The sequence below is a fragment of the Natronoarchaeum philippinense genome (genome assembly GCF_900215575.1).
In the GTDB taxonomy this organism is placed as follows: domain Archaea; phylum Halobacteriota; class Halobacteria; order Halobacteriales; family Natronoarchaeaceae; genus Natronoarchaeum; species Natronoarchaeum philippinense.
In genome coordinates, this window is record NZ_OBEJ01000001.1 from 740,117 (window position 1) to 758,739 (window position 18,623).

Annotated in this window: 17 protein-coding genes; 7 read left to right on the forward strand and 10 right to left on the reverse strand. The window is 65.7% G+C overall.

Annotated elements, in window-relative coordinates:
• Positions 1-67: 67 nt before the first annotated feature.
• Positions 68-2,302, reverse strand: coding sequence for an N-6 DNA methylase (locus CRO01_RS03735; RefSeq protein WP_097007760.1), 2,235 nt, complete (start codon positions 2,300-2,302; stop codon positions 68-70).
• Between the two features lie 124 nt (positions 2,303-2,426).
• Between CRO01_RS03735 and CRO01_RS16490 the strand changes: the two genes are divergently transcribed.
• The 3 genes from CRO01_RS16490 to CRO01_RS03745 all read left to right on the forward strand — a co-directional run bounded on the left by CRO01_RS16490 (position 2,427) and on the right by CRO01_RS03745 (position 3,573).
• A complete protein-coding gene (locus CRO01_RS16490; RefSeq protein WP_179747387.1) occupies positions 2,427-2,573 on the forward strand; it encodes a hypothetical protein in 147 nt (48 codons plus the stop codon).
• A gap of 329 nt (positions 2,574-2,902) precedes the next feature.
• On the forward strand, positions 2,903-3,157 hold the full coding sequence (locus tag CRO01_RS03740; protein ID WP_097007761.1) for a glutaredoxin family protein: 255 nt from the start codon (positions 2,903-2,905) through the stop codon (positions 3,155-3,157).
• A gap of 92 nt (positions 3,158-3,249) precedes the next feature.
• The gene (locus tag CRO01_RS03745) at positions 3,250-3,573 is read left to right on the forward strand and encodes a PadR family transcriptional regulator (RefSeq protein ID WP_097007762.1); all 324 of its coding nucleotides are present in this window, start codon (positions 3,250-3,252) and stop codon (positions 3,571-3,573) included.
• Positions 3,574-3,591: 18 nt separating this feature from the next.
• Here CRO01_RS03745 and CRO01_RS03750 read toward each other — a convergent pair whose 3' ends face one another.
• The 5 genes from CRO01_RS03750 to CRO01_RS03770 form a co-directional block, all read right to left on the reverse strand.
• Entirely contained in the window at positions 3,592-4,530 is a 939-nt protein-coding gene (locus CRO01_RS03750; RefSeq protein WP_097007763.1) for a hypothetical protein, read from the reverse strand.
• A gap of 40 nt (positions 4,531-4,570) precedes the next feature.
• Positions 4,571-6,541 (reverse strand): AAA family ATPase, encoded by a 1,971-nt coding sequence (locus CRO01_RS03755; protein WP_097007764.1) that lies wholly within the window; start codon positions 6,539-6,541, stop codon positions 4,571-4,573.
• Positions 6,542-6,644: 103 nt separating this feature from the next.
• Entirely contained in the window at positions 6,645-7,481 is an 837-nt protein-coding gene (locus CRO01_RS03760) for an MBL fold metallo-hydrolase (RefSeq protein ID WP_097007765.1), read from the reverse strand.
• Between the two features lie 71 nt (positions 7,482-7,552).
• Entirely contained in the window at positions 7,553-7,945 is a 393-nt protein-coding gene (locus CRO01_RS03765) for a YlbF family regulator (RefSeq protein WP_097007766.1), read from the reverse strand.
• A gap of 90 nt (positions 7,946-8,035) precedes the next feature.
• Positions 8,036-10,102: a hypothetical protein gene (locus CRO01_RS03770; protein WP_097007767.1), complete on the reverse strand. Its 2,067-nt coding sequence runs from the start codon at positions 10,100-10,102 to the stop codon at positions 8,036-8,038.
• 241 nt (positions 10,103-10,343) lie between these two features.
• Between CRO01_RS03770 and glyA the strand changes: the two genes are divergently transcribed.
• Positions 10,344-11,600 (forward strand): serine hydroxymethyltransferase, encoded by a 1,257-nt coding sequence (gene glyA, locus CRO01_RS03775; protein ID WP_097007768.1) that lies wholly within the window; start codon positions 10,344-10,346, stop codon positions 11,598-11,600.
• A 76-nt stretch (positions 11,601-11,676) separates the two neighbouring features.
• On the opposite strand, the gene CRO01_RS03780 is transcribed toward glyA, so the two are convergent.
• Entirely contained in the window at positions 11,677-11,976 is a 300-nt protein-coding gene (locus CRO01_RS03780) for a hypothetical protein (RefSeq protein ID WP_097007769.1), read from the reverse strand.
• 113 nt (positions 11,977-12,089) lie between these two features.
• On the opposite strand from CRO01_RS03780, the gene CRO01_RS03785 reads away from it, so the two are divergent.
• From CRO01_RS03785 to CRO01_RS03795, 3 genes are all read left to right on the forward strand, one after another.
• A complete protein-coding gene (locus CRO01_RS03785; RefSeq protein WP_097007770.1) occupies positions 12,090-12,941 on the forward strand; it encodes a translation initiation factor eIF-2B in 852 nt (283 codons plus the stop codon).
• Positions 12,942-13,040: 99 nt separating this feature from the next.
• Positions 13,041-14,522, forward strand: a complete 1,482-nt coding sequence (locus tag CRO01_RS03790) for an ATPase domain-containing protein (RefSeq protein ID WP_097007771.1) — start codon at positions 13,041-13,043, stop codon at positions 14,520-14,522.
• A gap of 6 nt (positions 14,523-14,528) precedes the next feature.
• On the forward strand, positions 14,529-15,542 hold the full coding sequence (locus CRO01_RS03795) for a sensor histidine kinase (protein WP_097007772.1): 1,014 nt from the start codon (positions 14,529-14,531) through the stop codon (positions 15,540-15,542).
• 102 nt (positions 15,543-15,644) lie between these two features.
• On the opposite strand, the gene CRO01_RS03800 is transcribed toward CRO01_RS03795, so the two are convergent.
• The 3 genes from CRO01_RS03800 to CRO01_RS03810 form a co-directional block, all read right to left on the reverse strand.
• Positions 15,645-16,763 carry a Gfo/Idh/MocA family protein gene (locus CRO01_RS03800; RefSeq protein WP_097007773.1) on the reverse strand — a complete coding sequence of 373 codons (1,119 nt, stop codon included), beginning with the start codon at positions 16,761-16,763 and terminating at the stop codon, positions 15,645-15,647.
• Positions 16,764-16,835: 72 nt separating this feature from the next.
• A complete protein-coding gene (locus CRO01_RS03805) occupies positions 16,836-17,546 on the reverse strand; it encodes a TIGR00266 family protein (protein WP_097007774.1) in 711 nt (236 codons plus the stop codon).
• Positions 17,547-17,590: 44 nt separating this feature from the next.
• Positions 17,591-18,559 (reverse strand): sugar phosphate isomerase/epimerase family protein, encoded by a 969-nt coding sequence (locus CRO01_RS03810; RefSeq protein ID WP_097007775.1) that lies wholly within the window; start codon positions 18,557-18,559, stop codon positions 17,591-17,593.
• Between the last annotated feature and the right edge of the window lie 64 nt (positions 18,560-18,623).

The window sequence follows — 18,623 nt, forward strand, 5'->3', positions numbered from 1 at the left end:
GGTCCGTTGCGCTCGCGTCGGGAAATATCCACCACTCCGGATCGGCGTCTCCGCCACTCGCGCCCGATCAGTCGTCCCTGCGAGCGAGCAGTTCCTCGACGGCGGCGTCGAGATCGGCGCGGATCGGCTCCAACTCTTCGATCGTCGTGCTGTTGTACGCGCGCTTGCTCACGTCGGTGTGCTCGGGAACGATCTCGTGAGCGCGGCGCGACCCCTCGGCGAGCCGATCGGCGAGATCGTCGGGCACGTCCTCGATGGCGGGCAGGTACAGCCGCGAGACGACCGACTTCGAGAGGCTGGATTTGCCCTCCGAGACGATGTCGTCGAGCGAGCGCTGGTAGATCGCGGAGTTGAGCAGGGCACACAGCACGTGGGCCTCGCGCTCGTCGTCGGTGCCGACGAACATGCAGTGGTCGCCCGGAACGACCGGTTTCTCGCCGAGTACCTCGTCCTCGACGGTCGAGACGACGGCGAAGTGTGGCTTGTAGCCCAGCCGGCACCAGACGACCTTGTACTCGGCCCAGGTGTACTCGCCGAGGCCGAACACGCTGTAGAAGGGGCCGCGGTCGAGCCACGACGAAGACCGATCTTCGAGGCGGTCGCGTCGGGCATCGAGATAGTCGTACGTTCGCGGGCACTCGCGTTCGAGGCGGTCGGCGTTGTCCTCGCCTGCTTGATCCTGTGGAACGAGCCGACGGTCGTGGCCGAACAGGCCGTACTTGACGACGTGGCGGGACTTGAGGTACGGGAAGACGCGATCGGGTTCGATCTCCGGGAGCGTCTCGCGGTCGATCTCGAACACCTCGCGCGCGTCGTCCTTGACGCCGTGACGGATCTCGTGGGCGCAGTCGCCGAGCGCCCGGCGGTCGGCGTCGCCCCGGAGCCACGACGACGCGGGATCGTCGGCGTCGACGGGGACGAGTGCAGCCGCCTCCTGACCGAGCGTCTCGTCGATGGCGGCACGCGTCGAAAAGTCCGGGACGGCGTCGTCTCGTGACCACGCCGTCGCCGGGACTGGCGTGCGCGGGTCGTCGCCGGCCGAGAGCGCGTAGATCGCCGCGCCGGCGCGGACGCCGTTGCCAAAGGGCCGGAGATCGGTGAAGTCGTGGACGTGGCGAACGCTGAGGGGCTGGTCGTCGAGGCGCTGAGCGCGAAGCCGTCGCCCGGCCGGCCCCTTGGCGATGGTGCGCTTGAGCACGAACGCGGCGTCGCCGTCGGCGGCGAGATACCGGTCGGCACAGGTCAGTACGAAGGGAACCGAGATGTCGTCGTTGGCGTGGCCCAACAGCGCAGTGGCGCCCTCGCCGGGCGCCAGATCGAGTCGCTCGGCCGGCCCCTCGCGCCACGCCGTCTGAACCGCCTCGGGCAGGTCGCTCCACGTGATCCACGGCGGGTTCCCGACGAGGTGATCGACGGTCGGCTCGAACCGCTCGCCGCGATAGCGCACTTCGTCGTCGCGCGTGAGTCCCAGCGCGTCGGTCAGAAACACCGGAGCGGAAACCGTGTCGACAGCCGGAGCAGCCAGTAGCGGCGCCAGCGCGACGACGTACGACAGCGTCGCGCTCCGGACGGCCACCGGGTTGAGGTCGATGCCGAACACGCTCTCGGTGATCCGATCGAGCCGTTCGCCCGCAGTCAGCCCGGCGTCGGCCGTCGCGTCGAGCACGCGCTCGATCAGCACCGAGAGAAACGCGCCCGAGCCACAGCCGGGGTCGAGGTACGTATCGACGGCGACGGCGTCGTCGAGCGTCTCGACGGCCAGCGCCGCGACGCCGCGGGGCGTGTAGTACTCGCCGAGCGCGAGGCGAACGGACCGGGAGACGACCGCCTCGTAGAGCCGACGCAGCGCGTCGGGCCCGAGCGCGTTCGAGAAGGCTTCCGGTGTGGCGCCGATCGCCGCGGCGAGGTCGGCGTCGACGAGTTCCCGGAGGTCGTCATCTGCAACCGCGTCGTGCACGGCCGCGAGGTCGGCGTCGAGCGCGCCCGAGTACGCCCCCGGAGCGCGATCTCGCACGCGCACGTCGAACGCGCGCTCGACGGCGACGAACAGCCGTTCGAGCAGGAAGTCGTAGTACAGCCAGTCGTAGACGAGCGCCTCGGTGGACCGATCGTCGGGCAGAGCGTCGACGGCGTCGCCGTGGCTCTGCCGGACAAAGGCCAGCCAGTCGCCGACGGCGTCCTCGACGATCGACGCCTCGGCGCCGCGAGCACCGGCGACGTAGCGTTCGTAGGCGTCGCTATCCCGGCCGAGACGGTCGGCCAGTGTCGCGTCGGCATCGAGCGTGCTGTCGGATCCGGGCATGTAAGTCGTGGCGATGCCGTCGGTCGGGTCGCCAGTGAATCGAGACGTTACTCCAGCGACGGCATAAGTGTTCGAGTCTCGTCCGCCCGCCGCTTTGATTGCACTCCCGACTGTATCGGCGGGCATGCGATCCGAAGAGGAAGTCCGCGAGCAGTACGAGTACCTCCGCGAGCAACTGGACGACGAGGAGATGCGCCACGAAGGGGTCAAGGAATTGTTTAGCCATTACAAGCGCGCTCTGGGGTGGGTACTCGAAGAAGAGCACATGTGAGCTGGACAACATTTCGGGATTGAATGCGGATCACACGACTCGGCCGATAGATTTAAGACCAGAGAGTGAAATGCTTCAGGTGACGCTTCGCTTGGAGGGCCGAAGCGTCAGCGGGGACCAATTCAGGGCGGCAAGCGATCGCGCGTTTTTCGCGCGCGATTCGCTTTCCTGTTTCAATACACCGAATAGTGATGACGCCACTGGGCCCGCTATCGACGAGTAGCGGGTATGTATCGGTGGTACAATCGTGGTTACGGACCATCGTGTGAGCCGGTGGCTATCGTTCTCGAACCGCAACCGTTCTTCTATCCCAGTACGAACACGGGCCTATGTCAGATCCGGTTCCGATCACGGTGTACACGCGCGAGAACTGCCACCTCTGTGACGACGCCGTCGACACCCTGACGCGGATCGCGGAGTCGGAGGGGGTCGACATCGAAATCGAAGAGGTCGATGTTGACGATGATCCGGAACTCCGGGAGAAGTACGGCGAGCGAGTGCCCTACGTGCTTGTCGATGGGTCGCCGAAATTCAAGTACCGCGTCGATCCGGCCAAGGCCCGAAGCGTGCTCTCCCGGCAGTGAAAGCCGACGATCCGGCGGGTTGAGCGTTCCAAAACTGTTAGGTGTTTGTTTTGTGTGCTGGCTGGTCGTATTCCTATAGAGAGGCAAACACGATGCACGACCTGACCGGCTTCAAGCGCGACCTGCTGTACGTCATCGCGGGACTGGAGGAACCACACGGGCTAGCGATCAAGTCCGAACTCGAGGAGTACTACGAGTCGGAGGTGCATCCGGGGCGACTCTATCCGAACCTCGACGACCTCGTCGACGACGGACTGGTCGCCAAGGGGTCACATGATCGACGAACGAACGCCTACGAACTCACCGATCGGGGCTACGAGAGACTATCCGCGCGGCGGTCGTGGGAGGGCCAGTACTTCGAGGACGGCGAGCCAGCAGGCGACGCCACGAGCGCCACTGCCCACGCGGGCAACTGAGTCGGGGACCCGGTCCCTTCACACGGTCAGTTCCGAGTCGGCCGTGGCGCCGGCGAACAGGTCCGCGACGATCGACGTACCGTCGGTCGCTTCTTCGAGATTCTGCATCAGTACTGTTTCGCTCGGGAAGAGGCGTTCGCCGAGTTCGAGGCCGTGATCGCGCGCCGTCGATCCCGTGACCGTCAGGTAGACGCCGAGGCCGGCGTCGGCGATCGCAGCCTCCTCTTCGCGGCCGTTCTGCGGATAGCAAAATTCGATGCCGTCGATGGCGTCGGTCCCCAGCACCGCCTCGACGAGGCGCTCGTAGCGGGGCGAGATACAGAGCGGCCCCTCGTACTCACGGACGAACGCACGGTCGAACGCGGCGGTCGAGCCGTCGGGTCGGCACTCCGGCCGGCCCATCAGCGTGTGATACACTGTGTCACCGAGGCCGGCCACGACGCGCACGTCGGTGTCGTGGGGATCGATCCGAGCGTTGAGGTCCGCGATGGATTCGAGCGGGTCGGCGGTGAGTTCGACGACCTCCTCTAACACGAGATCGGCGCTGTCGAACCCCATCGCAAAATCGTGGGTGCGGAGCGCGCGGAACGGCTCCTCCCGCCCGATCAATTGGAGTTCCACGTCGCCGAGCGGAATCGTCACGCTATCGAAGACGATCCGGCGCGGCCGGCCGCTCCGGTCGTCGCGCAACAGCGTGTACTCGGGTCGGCCCGGTGCGGAGAGATCGCTGTAGTCGGCGAGCCGGTCGTAGACATCGTCCGTGGCGGTCTGGTTGCCCTTCGTAATCGCCTTCTCGTACCGCAGAATCGAGGAGATAGAGTCCGCGATCGAGGCGACATCGACACCCTGACGCTCGGGGGCGTGATGGCTGTCCTCGACTCGCGTCGCCAAGCGGTCGAGCACGGCCTCGAGCGGGCGCCCCTTGCGCGGGACGGCCACGGGAATCGTCTCAGTCATTGGCGGGACGAGGGCCCCGCCGGTCAAACAGGTTGCGCTTTCAGTTAAACATCTCCCCGAGCTGGTCGCGCCAGTCTTGGATCTCCTGCACGTCGGATTCGACGTCTTCGACGTCATCCGCAACGTCTTCGACCGACTCGGAGAGGTCGTCGATCGAGTCCATGAGCTCGGAGATGTCGTCGGTCGCACCCTCGGCGATGCTCTCGACGGCCGCGAGGTCGTCAGCCACGCCGTCGAGTTCCTCGCTGACGCCCTCGACATCCTCGCTAACGCCCGCAATCTCGTCTTCGAGGCGGTCGAACTCGGAATCCATTGCCTCGACGGACTCGTCGACGGCGTCGACACGGTCGTCCAGCGCCGTCGTGTGCTGGTCGACATCCGCGAGCCGCGCCTGCACGCTGTCGATGTCGTCGTCGTGCTCGTCGACGACGTCCTCGACCGCCTCTAGGTCGGCTTCGAGTTCGGCCACGGTCGTCTGGAGCTCCTCGATTATCTCGTCGCCCTGCCCGTTCTCCGCGAGGAACTCCTCCATCGCGCCGGCGTAGGCGCCGACCTCCTCGACGCGGGACTGGAGGTGGTCGATCCGGGAGACGACGCTCGCGTCGACGCCGAGGTCGAGCTCCTCCCGGAGCACGCGCTTGTCGTCTTCGTCCACGTTGCCGGCGCGTAGCTCCGCTGCGAGCGCGCTGGCGACGCCGCCCTCGACGGCGGTCGCGGCGTCCGCGTCGGCGTCGTCGGCCGCCGCTGCCGAATCGGCGTCGGCCGATGCGGGGTCGTCGGCAGTCGACGTTTCGGCGTCGATATCATCTGCATCCTCGACGGGTTCGTCGTCGGTCGTTTCGGCCGATTCGTCGATGGCGCCGTCAACTTCTTCCGGCTCGTCGAGGTCCTCGGCTACAGCCGCTGCATCGACTTGCTCAGTGGCGTCCTCGACATCGGCAGCGTCCTCGACTGCGGACACGTCGTCGGCGCCATCGACATCGGCGGCTTCGTCGTCCGACTCGTCCGCGGGCTCGGATTCTGCAGCAGCCTCGTCGGATTCGGCGCCGACCGCGTCCGGTTCGTCATCAGTGTCGTCCTCGATCTCAGCTAGCTCGTCGGCAGCGGCGTCCTCGTCCTCGGCGCCGACGCCGAGATCGAGCTCGGCATCCGCGTCCGAGTCGGCATCGACGGTGTCGTCGGACTCCTCGGTGTCGTCGGCCGTCTCTTCTTCTTCTTCGTCACCTGCGTCGTCGGGGAGGTCGATCTCGATGTCGGGCTCGTCGGCCGGCTCCTCGTCGTCCTCGGGGTCGGGGATCTGTTCTTCCAGTCCGAGATCGAAGTCGGGTTCGTCCTCGGCGTCGTCTTCGGACTCTGCCTCGGGCTCGTCGTCCTCGCCGTCGAGATCCACGTCGCCGAGATCCAGATCGAGTCCGCCGTCATCGGCCTCGTCCTCGGCCGCCTCGTCGGCGTCAGCTTCGGCCGATTCGGCGTCCGTCGCGGCGCCGGCGTCCTCGTCGGCGTCCGAGTCGTCCAGCCCCGGCACCGAGTCGGATTCGCCGGTGATCATGTCTTTGACGGCCTGACTACTCTCCTTGGAGGCGATGTCATCGATCGTCGAGTCGGCGACGGCGTCGGCGTCGGTCCTGTCGGCAGCGGCCTCGCCGTCCGGCCGCACCTCGGCAATCTCGGGTGGTTGGAGGAACGGATCGGCGTCTTCGGGATCGTCGATCCGGATGCCGTAGACGGTGACGAGCTGTTCGCCGGGATCGATCACGTGCTCGAACTCGACCGTGTGGTCCTCGTAAGCGGTCCAGTGGTCGCTCTCGTACTCGGGGTGGAACCCGACGCCGTCCATCGAGAAGTCCTCGGGGATCGGCTCTGAGAGACGGAGTGTGGCGCTCTCGTCGCGCGTCGACTCGATAGTGAATTTGATCGTCGGCACCGCGAAATCATCGGTTTCGAACGCCTTGTAGACCGAGATTCCGTCGGCGGACACCTCGATCGCGTCCTTGGCGGCCTCTTCGCTCATAGAGTGGTCTTTCCGTACCACCACCATAAAAGGAACGGGCCAGTAGGTGGCCGGATACGGCCACCGTCTGGTAACTTTCGGGCTCGAATGCGGCCGTCGAACGCTACAGGTCGATCCGGTCGCCGATCTCCGTGATCTCCAGCGAACCGGGATACTCGAAGCTCTTGGCGTGGTGGTGGAGCACCTTGGGGTCGGCGGTCAGGCCCTTCCACATATCGTAGTGGGTCGGGACGAACCGGTCGAACTGCAGGTCGCCGGCGGCGCGGATCGCCTGATTCTCGTCGTTGTACCACTTCGTGCGGACCGGCGCGCCGGTCTCTTTGTCGTCGACGTTGCCGACCGTGCCGAAGGCGAGCACGCCCACGTCGATGTCGTACTCCGCGCCGACGCGCTCGAACTCGTCGCTGGGCTTGGTGTCGCCGCCGTGGAAGAACGTGGTGCCCTCGTACTCGATCACGTAGGAGACAGGATGGGTCGCGTCGGCGTCCTGTGCGACCTCGACGGAGACCGAGACGCCGCCGACCTCGAACTCGTCGCCCTCGGCGACCTCGACGAACTGCTCGTCGTCGATGTCGTAGTCGGCCTGCCAGTCCTCGTCCTCGAACGCCACGTCGAGGCTGTCGTCGGGCGCGTACAGGTCGGCGCCGGTCGATTCGAGGATCGGCGCCTGACTCGGACCGTGGACGTGGTCGGTGTGCTCGTGAGTCGCCAGCACGGCGTCGGCGTCGGCGATGTCGTCGGGATCGAACGGGACCGGGATCATCCGGATCGTCCGCGGCGGGTCGCCCAGCCCGACGTAGGGATCGATAAACAGCGTCGTTCCGTCGCCGGCTTTCACCGCGAAGCCGTTACAACCGAGATACCAGACTGCGAGACTATCGGGGTCTGCCGCGTCGATCGCACGAGGCAGCCAGTCGCCCCAGTCGCTTTCGATCTGCATGTCTCATGGATGCCACAGTCGGGGCCTAAGTGTTGCGCTCTCGCCCGACACGCCAGAAATGGCGGAAAAACTTAGTCGTTACAGCAGCCGCCGGCCTCCTCGCCGAAGTCGATGTCGAGGGGCTCCGAGATGGCTTCGTTGATCGCCTCCAGTCGGGCGTCGAGGCGGTTCTGGGCTTCGAGGTACTCGGACATCACCGGGATGTTGTGAAGCTCCTGTTGGGCCTGCTGGAGCTCCCGGAGGTCCTCCTGACTCGCGTCGCCGGTCTGGCGGGCGAGCTGGAACTCCTGTCGAAGTTGCTCGAACTCTTCGATGCGCTCTTGGGCGTTCTCGGATTCCTCGACTGCGGCCTTGGCGTCTTGGAGCGCGCGGTACTCGGGGAGGTCCTCGATGGCTTCGCCGAGCTGTCGGCCGAGCGCCTCGACGTCCGTCTCGAACTGACCGGCGTCGGTGTCGATACTCATGTTCCAACGTTGCTGTCCGAAGCGTTTGAAGGTGCCGGAAGCGGCCGGTCGCTCCCGGCACTCCGAAGCCACGCAACTGCGTCGGAGCTCTCACTGGACTTCGAGTCGCGCTCGAAGATCGGACGACCAGTACACGTCGCCGTCGTAGATGACCGGCATCTCGGCGCGATCGAGATACTCCAGCAAGCGGCCACGCGGAAGGGCGTGTTCGGATTCGGTTCCACAGAGATACGAGTACTCGGCGTCGTCCAGAAACGGGTGGTAAAAGGCCCCGACGTGGTGCGAGGAAAACTGGTCGTACGAGAGCAGGAACTGGTCGCCGTCGACGCGTTCGAGTTCCGCGGTCGCCGGAAGCCGATTCTCGCTCTGAGTCAGTGAGTGGGTGCCGTCGCCGACGACGGCGTAGTCTTTCCCCATCATGATGCGCCGGCGAGCGAGTTGGAGTGCCCGCTCGATGCCGAAGCCGTGGACCAGCAGGCGGGCGAAGGCCGAGCCGACCTTGACGGCGTGGTCGTTGAGAACCTGCGAGAACGTGATCGCGCCGGCGACGCTGCCGCGCTCGACCAACTCTCGCCCTTCGTAGTAGGAACCACAGGCGTTCAGGAAGAACGTCTGGGCACGGCAGGTGTCGATACTGGACGACGACATGTAGCCGTCCGGACAGCGCAGCCCGGACTGCTCGCAGTGGCCGATGTAGTGGACGAAGTCCCGTCGAGACTCGAACAGTCGAGCGAGTTCGGCCGTCGAGAGCTGTTCGGCGACGGTCACGTCGATCGGTAGGTCCTCACCGCGCTGCCGATATATCTCGGCGACATCGGCGTGTTCGTCGGCCATCTCGTCGTCGTTGAGCACGACCGCGATGTCGATGCCGTCGTCGCTGCGGTCGAGATACTCCAGTCGGTTCTCGTAGGCCGCTGGCGTGGACTTGAACACGTCGATCGGCGTCCCCTCCGCGAGCCAGCCGTGGATACGCCCGCTTTGCAGTTCCGGCTTGACGATGTCGACGGACGCCACGTCACCGGCTGCTCGACCGGTCGACCCGCGATAGAAGTCGTCGAGCGACCGCGCGACGAGTTCGCTTCCCTCCAGTTCGGAGGTTCGCGGGGCGTAGATCAGGCTGAGCCGATCGAGCAGGTGGGGCAGCGTCGAGAGGTGTTCGGGCGTCGGCTCGACGTACGTCGAGAGATGCCAGTCGGGAAGCCGGTGCTGGATCGCCTCGTGGGCGACGGACATGTACGTCGCCAGACGCTCGGCCGGCGCGGCATCGTACAGCGCGCCGGCGTCCAGCCCAAGCGCGTCGAGTAGGCTCGCCTCGGAGAGGTTCGTCCCGTAGGGACCGACGTTGCGGACCAGACAGTCCAAAAAAAACACCTGCCGGAGGAGTCGGGTTACCTCGCGTTCGAGATCCGGCAGTCCCGAGAGCTCCCACTCGGCGTCGAGCGAGGGCAGTCGGAGCGCCGGCCGGGGGCGGTCAGCAACGTCGACCGACGCCTGCAGGTAGTACGAAAGCGGCGCGAGCACGAACAGCGACGCCAGATCGTCGGGTGCGACGATCTCGATGCCCGTCGACGGCGTCGCGGCGACGACGGCGTCGGGCACCGCGACTTCCTCGCCGGTTTCGATACGCGGGGGATGGCCACGCAGCGACGGGTACGAGCGGTCGACGCCGGTCGTTCGGTGAGATGCGTGGAGGTGCGACAGCGCGGTTGCGACGCCCTCGGGCGTCGGCGGGACCGTCAGCGAGTGGGTCGGCACCTCGCTACGGCTCCGAAACCCCACCGTCACGTCGGTGCGATCCGGGAACGAGACGACGGTGCAGTCGTAGTCGTCGGTGCGGCGGATCGATAGTTCACCGTCGACCCGGAGGTAGGTCTTGATCTCGGCGTCGACGTCGATCACGTACTCGTCGGTCGGGAGCGCGATCGGGTCGGTGTCCGGCCCGAGTTCGTGGGTCTGCCCGCCCGACAGCGGCGTCGCGTAGACGACCGCTGGCGGGAAGACGAGTTCCGACGCCGAGCAGACGAGCGCCGAGTCCACCGGCCGCGGGAGGTCGGCCTCGCTCCGTGCGAGGTGCAGATCCGGACTCCTGACGGCGATCTCCGCGCTGTCGGCGCCGAGGACGCGGAGGCCGGACCCCGTCACCTCCCACTCGATCATTCGAGTGGAACGAAAACGCTAATGGCAGTTATTTGTATCGAATGTACGAACTTCGCACCGCGACCGTCCCGATCACCGGTACACAGGCAGTTGCCTCGGAAGTCGTACGCTGCACGTTTCTGCACAGTATTTTCCGGATGTAACCCGAATCAATCATCACCTCCGGGCGAGTGGCATTGGTTATCACTCGGGAAATCGAGGAAAGGTACAATTATACGCGGGGGCCTCCCGACGTACCACCATGGAGTACGACACCGTCAGGGAGGTCGATCCCGAGATCGCAGACGCCCTGAGCGGCGAGGTAGAGCGCCAGCAAAACACCCTCCAGATGATCGCCAGCGAGAACCACGCCAGCGAGGCGGTCATGGAGGCCCAAAGCTCCGCACTCACGAACGTCTACGCCGAGGGCTACCCCGGTGCCCGCTACTACGCGGGCTGTGAGTACGCCGACGAGGTCGAAGAGCTCGCCATCGAACGCGCCAAGGAGCTGTGGGGCGGCGACCACGTCAACGTCCAGCCCCACTCGGGCACGCAGGCCAACATGGGCGTCTATCTGGCCGTGCTCGATCCCGGCGACAAGATCCTCTCGCTCGACCTGACCCACGGCGGCCACCTGTCCCACGGCCACCCCGCGAACTTCACGGGCCAGCTGTTCGACGTCGAGCAGTACGAGGTCGACGCCGAGTCGGGCTACATCGACTACGAGGCGGTCAAAGACAAGGCCGAGGAGTTCGACCCCGACATCGTCGTCTCTGGCTACTCGGCGTACCCCCGTACCGTCGAGTGGGAGAAGATTCAGGACGCGGCCGACGCGGCCGACGCGTACCACCTCGCGGACATGGCCCACATCACGGGCCTCGTCGCGGCGGGCGTCCACCCCTCGCCCGTCGGCGTCGCCGACTTCGTCACCGGCTCGACTCACAAGACGATCCGCGCGGGTCGCGGCGGCATCATCATCTGTGACGAAGAGTACGCCGACGACATCGACGCTGCCGTGTTCCCCGGCGCGCAGGGCGGCCCCCTCATGCACAACATCGCGGGCAAGGCCGTCGGCTTCGAGGAGGCACTCGACCCCTCCTTCGAGGAGTACGCCCAGCAGACGATCGACAACGCGAAAGCGCTCGGCGAGACGCTCGCGGACCACGGCTTCGAACTCGTCTCGGGCGGCACGGACAACCACCTCGTGCTCGTCGACCTCCGCGAGTCTCACCCGGACGTGACCGGCAACGACGCAGAGGAAGCGCTCGAAGAGGTCGGTATCGTCCTGAACGCCAACACGGTGCCCGGCGAGACCCGTAGCTCGTTCAACCCGAGCGGCATCCGCGCCGGCACGCCGCCGCTGACGACGCGTGGCTTCGACGAGGAGGCCACCCGTACCGTCGGCGACCTCATCGCGCAGGTCGTCGACGCCGTCGCCGAGGACAACTTCGAGGAAGTCCGGGACGACGTCGAAGCCGAAGTCGCACAGCTCACCGACGAGCACCCGCTGTACGAGTAAGACCGCGCGACGCCGTTTTCTCTCCCTCTCTTTCTGCTTCGTCGAGAGCAAAAGCTGGGAGCCGAGCGTCGGCGTTTCAGGGCCGGAAGTCGAACTTCGGTGCGTCCTCTAACGAGGGCCCGTCGTCGCGCTCGACGCCGTTCTCGTAGGTGATGAAGTTGAGATAGAAGGTTCGTCCGCAGCCGTCGTCGGACTCCGGATCGCCGATACAGACGAACTGGATGCCGTCGGCGTCCTCGCGGTCGTCGTCCGTTGTGGCGGCGTACTCGTAGCCCGCCAGCGGCTCGCGCGTCACGGACTTGTCCGCGAGGTAGGCGTCGCGCTCGATCTCGACGACGGCGTCGCAGTACGGACAGGTGTAACTCACCGAGACCATCGACAGCAGGTATGGCCCGCAGTCGCATCACGGTTCCGGCGCAGCAACGACGGCGTCCCGACCAGTGTCGCCGCCCCCGCAAGGACTTTGCCGCCCTGCCGCGATGTGGTGGTATGATCAACGAGACTGTCGAGGAGATCGAGGACATGCAGACCTCGAGTTCCTCGGTAGTAGCGGTCAAGGCAGCCGAGGCGCTGACCGACCTGCTCGGCCGGGAGTTCGCAACGGTCGAGGAGTTCGAGCGCGATCTCGACCGGAACGTCAGCGCGCTGCGACGGGCGAACCCCTCGCACGCATCGTTACAGAACGCGATGCTGGAAATACGGGACACGGTGACGGCTCGGGAGTACGACGACCTCGACGCCGCGAAAGACGGTACTCGCGAGGCTATCGAGAGCGTCGTCGACGCCGTCGAGCAGGCGAAACACCGCGCCGCCGACAACGCCGCGGCGCTGTTCGAGGACGGCGATACGGTGTTGACTCACGACTACTCGACGACCGTGCTCGAAGCGATCGAACAGGCCGCCAGCGACGGCGCCTACCTCGACGTGTACGTCACCGAAGCTCGGCCCCGATATCTCGGCCGGAAGACCGCTCGCACGCTGGCGTCGATCGACCGCGTCGACGCCACGCTGCTGACCGACAGCGCCAGCGGCCACTACCTGCCCGAGTGCGATCGGGTCGTGACCGGGATGACCTGTATCGTCGACCGCACGCTGTACAATCGAGTCGGCACGTTCCCCATCGCCGCGGCGGCCGAGCAAGTCGGGACGCCGGTGACGGTCGTGGGATCGAGTACCAAGATCGTCGAGGAGGGGTTCGTCTTCGAGAACGAGTACCGCCCAGCCAGTGAAGTCATGCGCGAACCGGCCGACGGCTTCGAAATCGAGAACCCTACCTACGACGCGACGCCGATCGACCTGATCGAATCGGTCGTCACCGACGAGGGCGAGCGGGAATTCTAGCAGTCTCAAATATTGGGGCCGCTGCTGGCAAAAATACTAGTCTGCTACTCATTTCTGGCGAAAGTGTTAAATCTGACTACAAGAACATGCGTAGTATTGATGAACAGTGACACAAGCACGTTGCAACAGCGGCCGAGTGGCGTCCCGGGACTGGATAGGCTGCTCAACGGCGGGTTCGTCGACGGCCGGCTCTATCTCGTGCTGGGCGAGCCCGGGACGGGAAAGACGACGCTCGGCATGGAGTTTCTCAGCGCCGGGTTAGAACGCGACGAGACCGTCCTGCTCATCCACGGCGAAGAATCTAAAGGCGGCCATCTCACGAATGCAGCGCAGTTCGATATCGATCTCTCCGACGCGGAGTTTCTGGACATCGGCCCCGAATCGGAGTTTTTCTCGGAGGCCCAGACGTACGATGTCGTCGATCCCGCGGACATCGAGGACGACAGCCTGATCGTCGACATCCGGGACACGATCGACGAGCTCGATCCCGACCGCGTGCTCATCGACCCGATCACGCAGTTTCAGTACCTCGAATCGACCGAGTACCAGTTCCGAAAGCGAATCATCTCGTTCGCTCGATTTCTCAAGGATCGCGGGACGACCGTGCTGGCCACGAAGACCCCCGAATCCCAGTTCGACGAGCAGCTCAAATCCCTCAGCGACGGCGTCGTCTCGCTCGCGTACGAGCAGGAAGGTCGCCGGGTCAGCGTCCCGAAGCACCGGGGCATCGGACAGCGCGACGGCACGCACGGTCTCGAAATCCGCGACGACGGACTCCACGTCTACCCCGCACTGCGGCCCCAACAGCACTCTCAATCGTTCGAACCGATGCCGCTGACTTCCGGTGTCGACGGGCTCGACGAACTGCTCGGTGGCGGCATCGAGCAGGGCACCGTCACCATCGTCAGTGGGCCCTCCGGCGTCGGCAAAACGACGACTGTCACCGAGTTCCTCCAGACCGCGGCGACCGAGGGCGACGGCGCGCTGGCGTACCTGTTCGAGGAGTCGCTCGATACGTTCACGTACCGCTCGGAGACGTTCGGCGTCCCGGTGACCGAGCTGCGCGAGGACGGCTCGCTGAGCGTCGAAGCGATCACGCCCTCGGTTCGCTCGCCCGAGGAGTTCGCCCAGCGGATCAGGAGGCAAGTCGAACAACAGGATATCGACCTCGTCGTCCTCGACGGTATTCAAGGGTACAAAACGGCGATCAAAGGCGGCGAAGACGATGTCGACCTCCGGCGTCGGCTGCACGCCCTCTCGGAGTATCTGACGAACGTGAACGTCTCTGTCATCCTGATCGACCAGCGCCACGAGGTGACCGGGCTGCCACAGCCGACCAGCGCCAACGTGAGCTATCTCGCGGACAACATCATCTACCAGCAGTTCGTCGAGATCGAGGGCGAGCTACAGCGGGTCGTCGGCGTCCTGAAAAAGCGCGTCGGCAACTACGAAACGGTTCCACGGCGCTTCTCGATCACGGACGACGGACTGTCGGTTGGCGATCCGATGACGGGCTACCACGGCGTCGTGACGGGGCTCCCCGAGCAGCGCAGCGTCGGGAGTCACAGCTCGCCCGACTGATCGACGATGGTCGAGATACAGCTACTCTTTGCCGACGACGGCAACCGAAACGCGCTGGCCTCGGTCGTCGAGGAGCACCACACCGCGATCACCGACCTCGAATTTCGACAGTGTGACATGTACGTCGTCGACGAAGCCGTGTTTCCAACGTACCGAGACGACATCGAGGCACGGAAGCACAGCCAAGAACCGGTGTTCTGTCCGGTCGTTCTCGTCCGTCGGGACCGAACGCCGATCACGGTGACGCTCCCGGACCCCGCGACGCGCGATCCGCCACACCTCGTCAACGCCGTCGTCGAGGCGCCGATTCAAAAGCAGACGCTGTTTCGGACGTTTACCAACCTGCTGTCGCGCCGCGACCAGAGCGAGGCGCTCACCGAGGAGTTACGGGAGCGAAACGAACGGCTCGAACAGTTCGCCAGCACGCTGCGCCACGAACTGCGCAACCCGCTGAACATCCTCGATGGCTACCTCGATCAGGCGACCGAGCGCAGCGACGACCACTTCTTCGAGATCTGCCGGGACGCCACGGACCAAATGATGCAACTGCTCGAAGACACGCTGTTGCTCATCGACGGCGGCGAGGTGTCGACCGACCCCAGACCGCTCGATCTCTCGGCGGTGAGCGACGGCTGCTGGAACGTCGTCACGGCTGACGGTGCCGATATCGAAATCCGGACCTCGAAACAAATCCTGGCCGATGAGGTGCGGCTGAAACAGCTCTTGGAAAATCTGTTTCGTAACGCCGTCGAGCACGCCGGACCGGACGTGACCGTCACAGTCGGCGATGTCGAGGGCGGGTTCTACGTCGAAGACGACGGCACGGGGATTCCGACCGAGGAGCGCAATCGCGTGTTCGACGAAGGCTACTCCGTCGCCAGCGCGGGCACCGGACTCGGACTTGCGGTCGTACAGGCGGTCGTCGACGGCCACGAATGGGAAGTCTCTCTCACCGACAGCACGTCCGGCGGCGCCCGGTTCGAGATCACCGGCGTGCGCCCGTATCCCGCGGCGCAGTGACGCCGCCGTCACACGGTCGCTGTCGGCGTCACAGCACACTTACGCGCGTCGATGTCGACCCACTCGCCTTCCAAACCGCCGACCGGTGCCATCGAAACGCGCTTACGCGCGCTCGATGTCGACCCACTCGCCGGTTTGATCACTCCGCTCAATAGCATCCAACACTCGCTGTGCTGCTAGCCCGTCCTCGAAGTTCGGGGACGCCTCGCCGCCCTCGGCGACCGCGGTCAGGAACTCGTAGTTCTCGTGGACGAAGGTGTGCTCCCAGCCAAGCACGTGGCCCGGCGGCCACCAGTGCTCGACGTAGGGATCGGATTCGTCGGTCACGAGCACGGTCTCGTAGCCGCGGTCGCCCTCGCGGAGCACCTCCAACTCGTTCAGGCGTTCGAGCGAGAACTTCAGACTGCCCTTCGAGCCGTTGATTTCGATGGTGTGGTCGTTCTTGTGTCCGGTGGCGAACCGCGAGGCCTCGAAGGTGGCCATCGCGCCGCCCTCGAAGGACGCCTGCGCGCTGTAGGCGTCGTCGACGGTGACCGGCCGCGTCTCGTCGTCGCCCTCGACCGGGCGCTCGTCGACGAACGTACGGCAGTGGCCCGAGACGCGGTCGAGTTCGCCCTGCTGGTCGCCGACGAGGAAGCGCGCGAGGTCCACAGTGTGCGAGCCGAGATCTCCCAGCGCGCCGCTGCCGGCTAGGTCCTCGTCCATTCGCCACGCCCACGGCGCCTCCGGGTCGGCCAGCCAGTCCTGCAGGTAGCGCCCGCGGACGTGCCGGATCTCGCCGAGTTCGCCGTCGTCGATCAGATTCTTGGCGTACTGGATCGCCGGCACGTACCGGTAGTTGAAGGCCGCACCGGCCGGCACGTCGGCGTCCCGTGCGGCGGCCGCCATCTCCTCAGCCTCTTCGAGCGTCGGCGCCAGCGGCTTCTCGCAGAACACCGGCGTCCCCGCTTCGAGTGCCGCGATCGAGGGCTCGGCGTGGATGTGGTTCGGGCCGAGGTTGTAGAACACGTCGACCTCGTCGATCACGTCGCGCCAGTCGGTCGCCGTCCGAGAGAAGCCGAACCGTTCGGCGGCGTCGGCCAGCGCCTCCTCGTCGCGCCCGATCAGCACGTCGCGCTCGACGGCTGGCGCGTCCGGGAAGAACATCGGCAGCCGCGCCAGCGCGTTCGCGTGTGCTTTCCCCATGAATCGGTACCCGAGAACGCCTACCTGTAGGGTCATAGAGAGGGGTTCGTTCGATTTCCAGTTAGTTGTTCCCGTCTGCGAGTCGGTCGTGGCGCCGGCGGGGAGCAGTTAGAACACGTCGACGTTGACGCCGCCGTCGTCGTCATCGCCGCCGCCCTGAAGTGAGCCGGCGATAGCCGACGTGAAGGCGTCGAGCCCGCGCGTCTGGTACCACACCGTTCCCGGGCCCGAAAAGTCCATGACGAGGCCCTCGCCGCTGAGCAGCGTCGACTTGAGGCCGCCGACGCGCCGGGCGTCGAAGTCGACCGACTCCTCCCACGCGACGACGTGCTCGTTGTCGACGGTGTAGGTCTCGCCGCTTCCGAGTTCGACAGTTTCCAAGCCGCCGAACGCCTCGACGAAGACGCTACCGGTGCCCTTGAGCGCCAGCGGCGTCATGCTCGCGCCGGCCAGCATCGACTGCAGCCCGCCGAACTCCGAGTCGATGTCGATCCCCGCATCGGAGGCGAGGAAGGCGCCGTCGACGGCGTACAGTGTCTCGTCGTTCAGTTCGTGGTGGTGAACGTCACCGGGCTTGGGCGGCGCGAGCGTCACCGTGCCGCGCCCGCCCTCGGCGGTGAACTCGTTTGCGACCAGCGACTCGCCGCCCAGCATCGACTTAGCGGAGCTGAGCAGGCCGTCGCGGCTCGATGTCGTCTCGATCGAGACGGTCGACGAGTGGCTGACCATCGCGCCGGGCTCGGCGAGAATCGACTCGCCTTGTTCGAGGTCGACGCGGAGGTGCGCGTACGCGGGACGGTGAGTGATCTCGACGTTCATCTCTGGGAATAATTATCTTCTACTGACTTAAAATGTACGCGTCGTCACGCCCAGTAAGCGTCGCCGGGCTGGGTGTCGAAGACCGCCCGGTCGAGCATGTCGACGGCCTTCTCTAACCCTTCCAGCGAGGAGGTCAGCGAGTCCTCGTGTTCGATCGACAGCGCGCCCTCGTAGCCGACCATCCGCAGCGTCGAGACGATGTCCTTCCAGTGGGATTCGCCGTGGCCGTAGCCGATCGACCGGAAGAGCCACGAACGGTTCGGCTCGTCGTCGTAGGCCGTGGTGTCGAGGACGCCCTTCTCGCGGGCCTGTGCCTCGTAGACTTTGGTGTCTTTGGCGTGGAAGTGATGGATGGCGTCTTCCTCGCCGAGCAGGCGGATCGCGTCGGTGATCTCGATGCCCTGCCAGTACAGATGCGAGGGGTCGAAGTTCGCGCCGATCCGGTCGTTGGTCGCCTCACGGAGTCGCAACAGGCCGTGGGGCTCGTAGACGAGCATGTTGGGGTGCATTTCGATGGCCACGTCGACGCCGTGGGCGTCGGCGTGCTCGGCGATCTCGGACCAGTAGGGGATCGCAACGTCGTCCCACTGGTACTCGTGTGCGTCGGCGTGCTCGCTGGGCCACGGTGCCGTGATCCAATTGGGAACGTCGTCGTCGGGACCGCCGGCAGGAAGCCCCGAAAAACAGGTGACGGTGTCGACGCCGAGCTGGGCGGCGAGCTCGATCGCTTCCCGGAGTTCGGTGTCGGCTTCGGCGGCCTGCTCGTCGTCCGGGTGGATCGGGTTGTTGTGGGTCGCCAGCGCCGAAATTCGCATGTCGTGCTCGTCGAGCAACTCCTGTAGCTCGGCTTGGGCGTCCTCGTCGTCGAGATACGCCTGTCGGTCGAGATGGTCGTCGCCCGGATACCCGCCGACTCCCGGCTCGGCGGCGGCGACGCCGAGGTCGGAGAGGTACGCGAGCGCGTCCTCGAACGAGCGATCGTACAGCGGCGGAGTGTGAACGCCGATGTCCATACAGGCCACGTCGATGGACGCGTGAATAAAGGTTCGGAGAAGCGGCAGAAGCTCGGTGGAGTAG

What these genes read in the sequence shown, in the direction of transcription:
- CRO01_RS03735 (WP_097007760.1), bottom strand. Translation starts at nt 2,302, where the DNA reads ATGCCCGGATCCGACAGCACGCTCGATGCCGACGCGACACTGGCCGAC.
- CRO01_RS16490 (WP_179747387.1), top strand. Translation starts at nt 2,427, where the DNA reads ATGCGATCCGAAGAGGAAGTCCGCGAGCAGTACGAGTACCTCCGCGAG.
- CRO01_RS03740 (WP_097007761.1), top strand. Translation starts at nt 2,903, where the DNA reads ATGTCAGATCCGGTTCCGATCACGGTGTACACGCGCGAGAACTGCCAC.
- CRO01_RS03745 (WP_097007762.1), top strand. Translation starts at nt 3,250, where the DNA reads ATGCACGACCTGACCGGCTTCAAGCGCGACCTGCTGTACGTCATCGCG.
- CRO01_RS03750 (WP_097007763.1), bottom strand. Translation starts at nt 4,530, where the DNA reads ATGACTGAGACGATTCCCGTGGCCGTCCCGCGCAAGGGGCGCCCGCTC.
- CRO01_RS03755 (WP_097007764.1), bottom strand. Translation starts at nt 6,541, where the DNA reads ATGAGCGAAGAGGCCGCCAAGGACGCGATCGAGGTGTCCGCCGACGGA.
- CRO01_RS03760 (WP_097007765.1), bottom strand. Translation starts at nt 7,481, where the DNA reads ATGCAGATCGAAAGCGACTGGGGCGACTGGCTGCCTCGTGCGATCGAC.
- CRO01_RS03765 (WP_097007766.1), bottom strand. Translation starts at nt 7,945, where the DNA reads ATGAGTATCGACACCGACGCCGGTCAGTTCGAGACGGACGTCGAGGCG.
- CRO01_RS03770 (WP_097007767.1), bottom strand. Translation starts at nt 10,102, where the DNA reads ATGATCGAGTGGGAGGTGACGGGGTCCGGCCTCCGCGTCCTCGGCGCC.
- glyA (WP_097007768.1), top strand. Translation starts at nt 10,344, where the DNA reads ATGGAGTACGACACCGTCAGGGAGGTCGATCCCGAGATCGCAGACGCC.
- CRO01_RS03780 (WP_097007769.1), bottom strand. Translation starts at nt 11,976, where the DNA reads ATGGTCTCGGTGAGTTACACCTGTCCGTACTGCGACGCCGTCGTCGAG.
- CRO01_RS03785 (WP_097007770.1), top strand. Translation starts at nt 12,090, where the DNA reads ATGATCAACGAGACTGTCGAGGAGATCGAGGACATGCAGACCTCGAGT.
- CRO01_RS03790 (WP_097007771.1), top strand. Translation starts at nt 13,041, where the DNA reads ATGAACAGTGACACAAGCACGTTGCAACAGCGGCCGAGTGGCGTCCCG.
- CRO01_RS03795 (WP_097007772.1), top strand. Translation starts at nt 14,529, where the DNA reads ATGGTCGAGATACAGCTACTCTTTGCCGACGACGGCAACCGAAACGCG.
- CRO01_RS03800 (WP_097007773.1), bottom strand. Translation starts at nt 16,763, where the DNA reads ATGACCCTACAGGTAGGCGTTCTCGGGTACCGATTCATGGGGAAAGCA.
- CRO01_RS03805 (WP_097007774.1), bottom strand. Translation starts at nt 17,546, where the DNA reads ATGAACGTCGAGATCACTCACCGTCCCGCGTACGCGCACCTCCGCGTC.
- CRO01_RS03810 (WP_097007775.1), bottom strand. Translation starts at nt 18,559, where the DNA reads ATGGACATCGGCGTTCACACTCCGCCGCTGTACGATCGCTCGTTCGAG.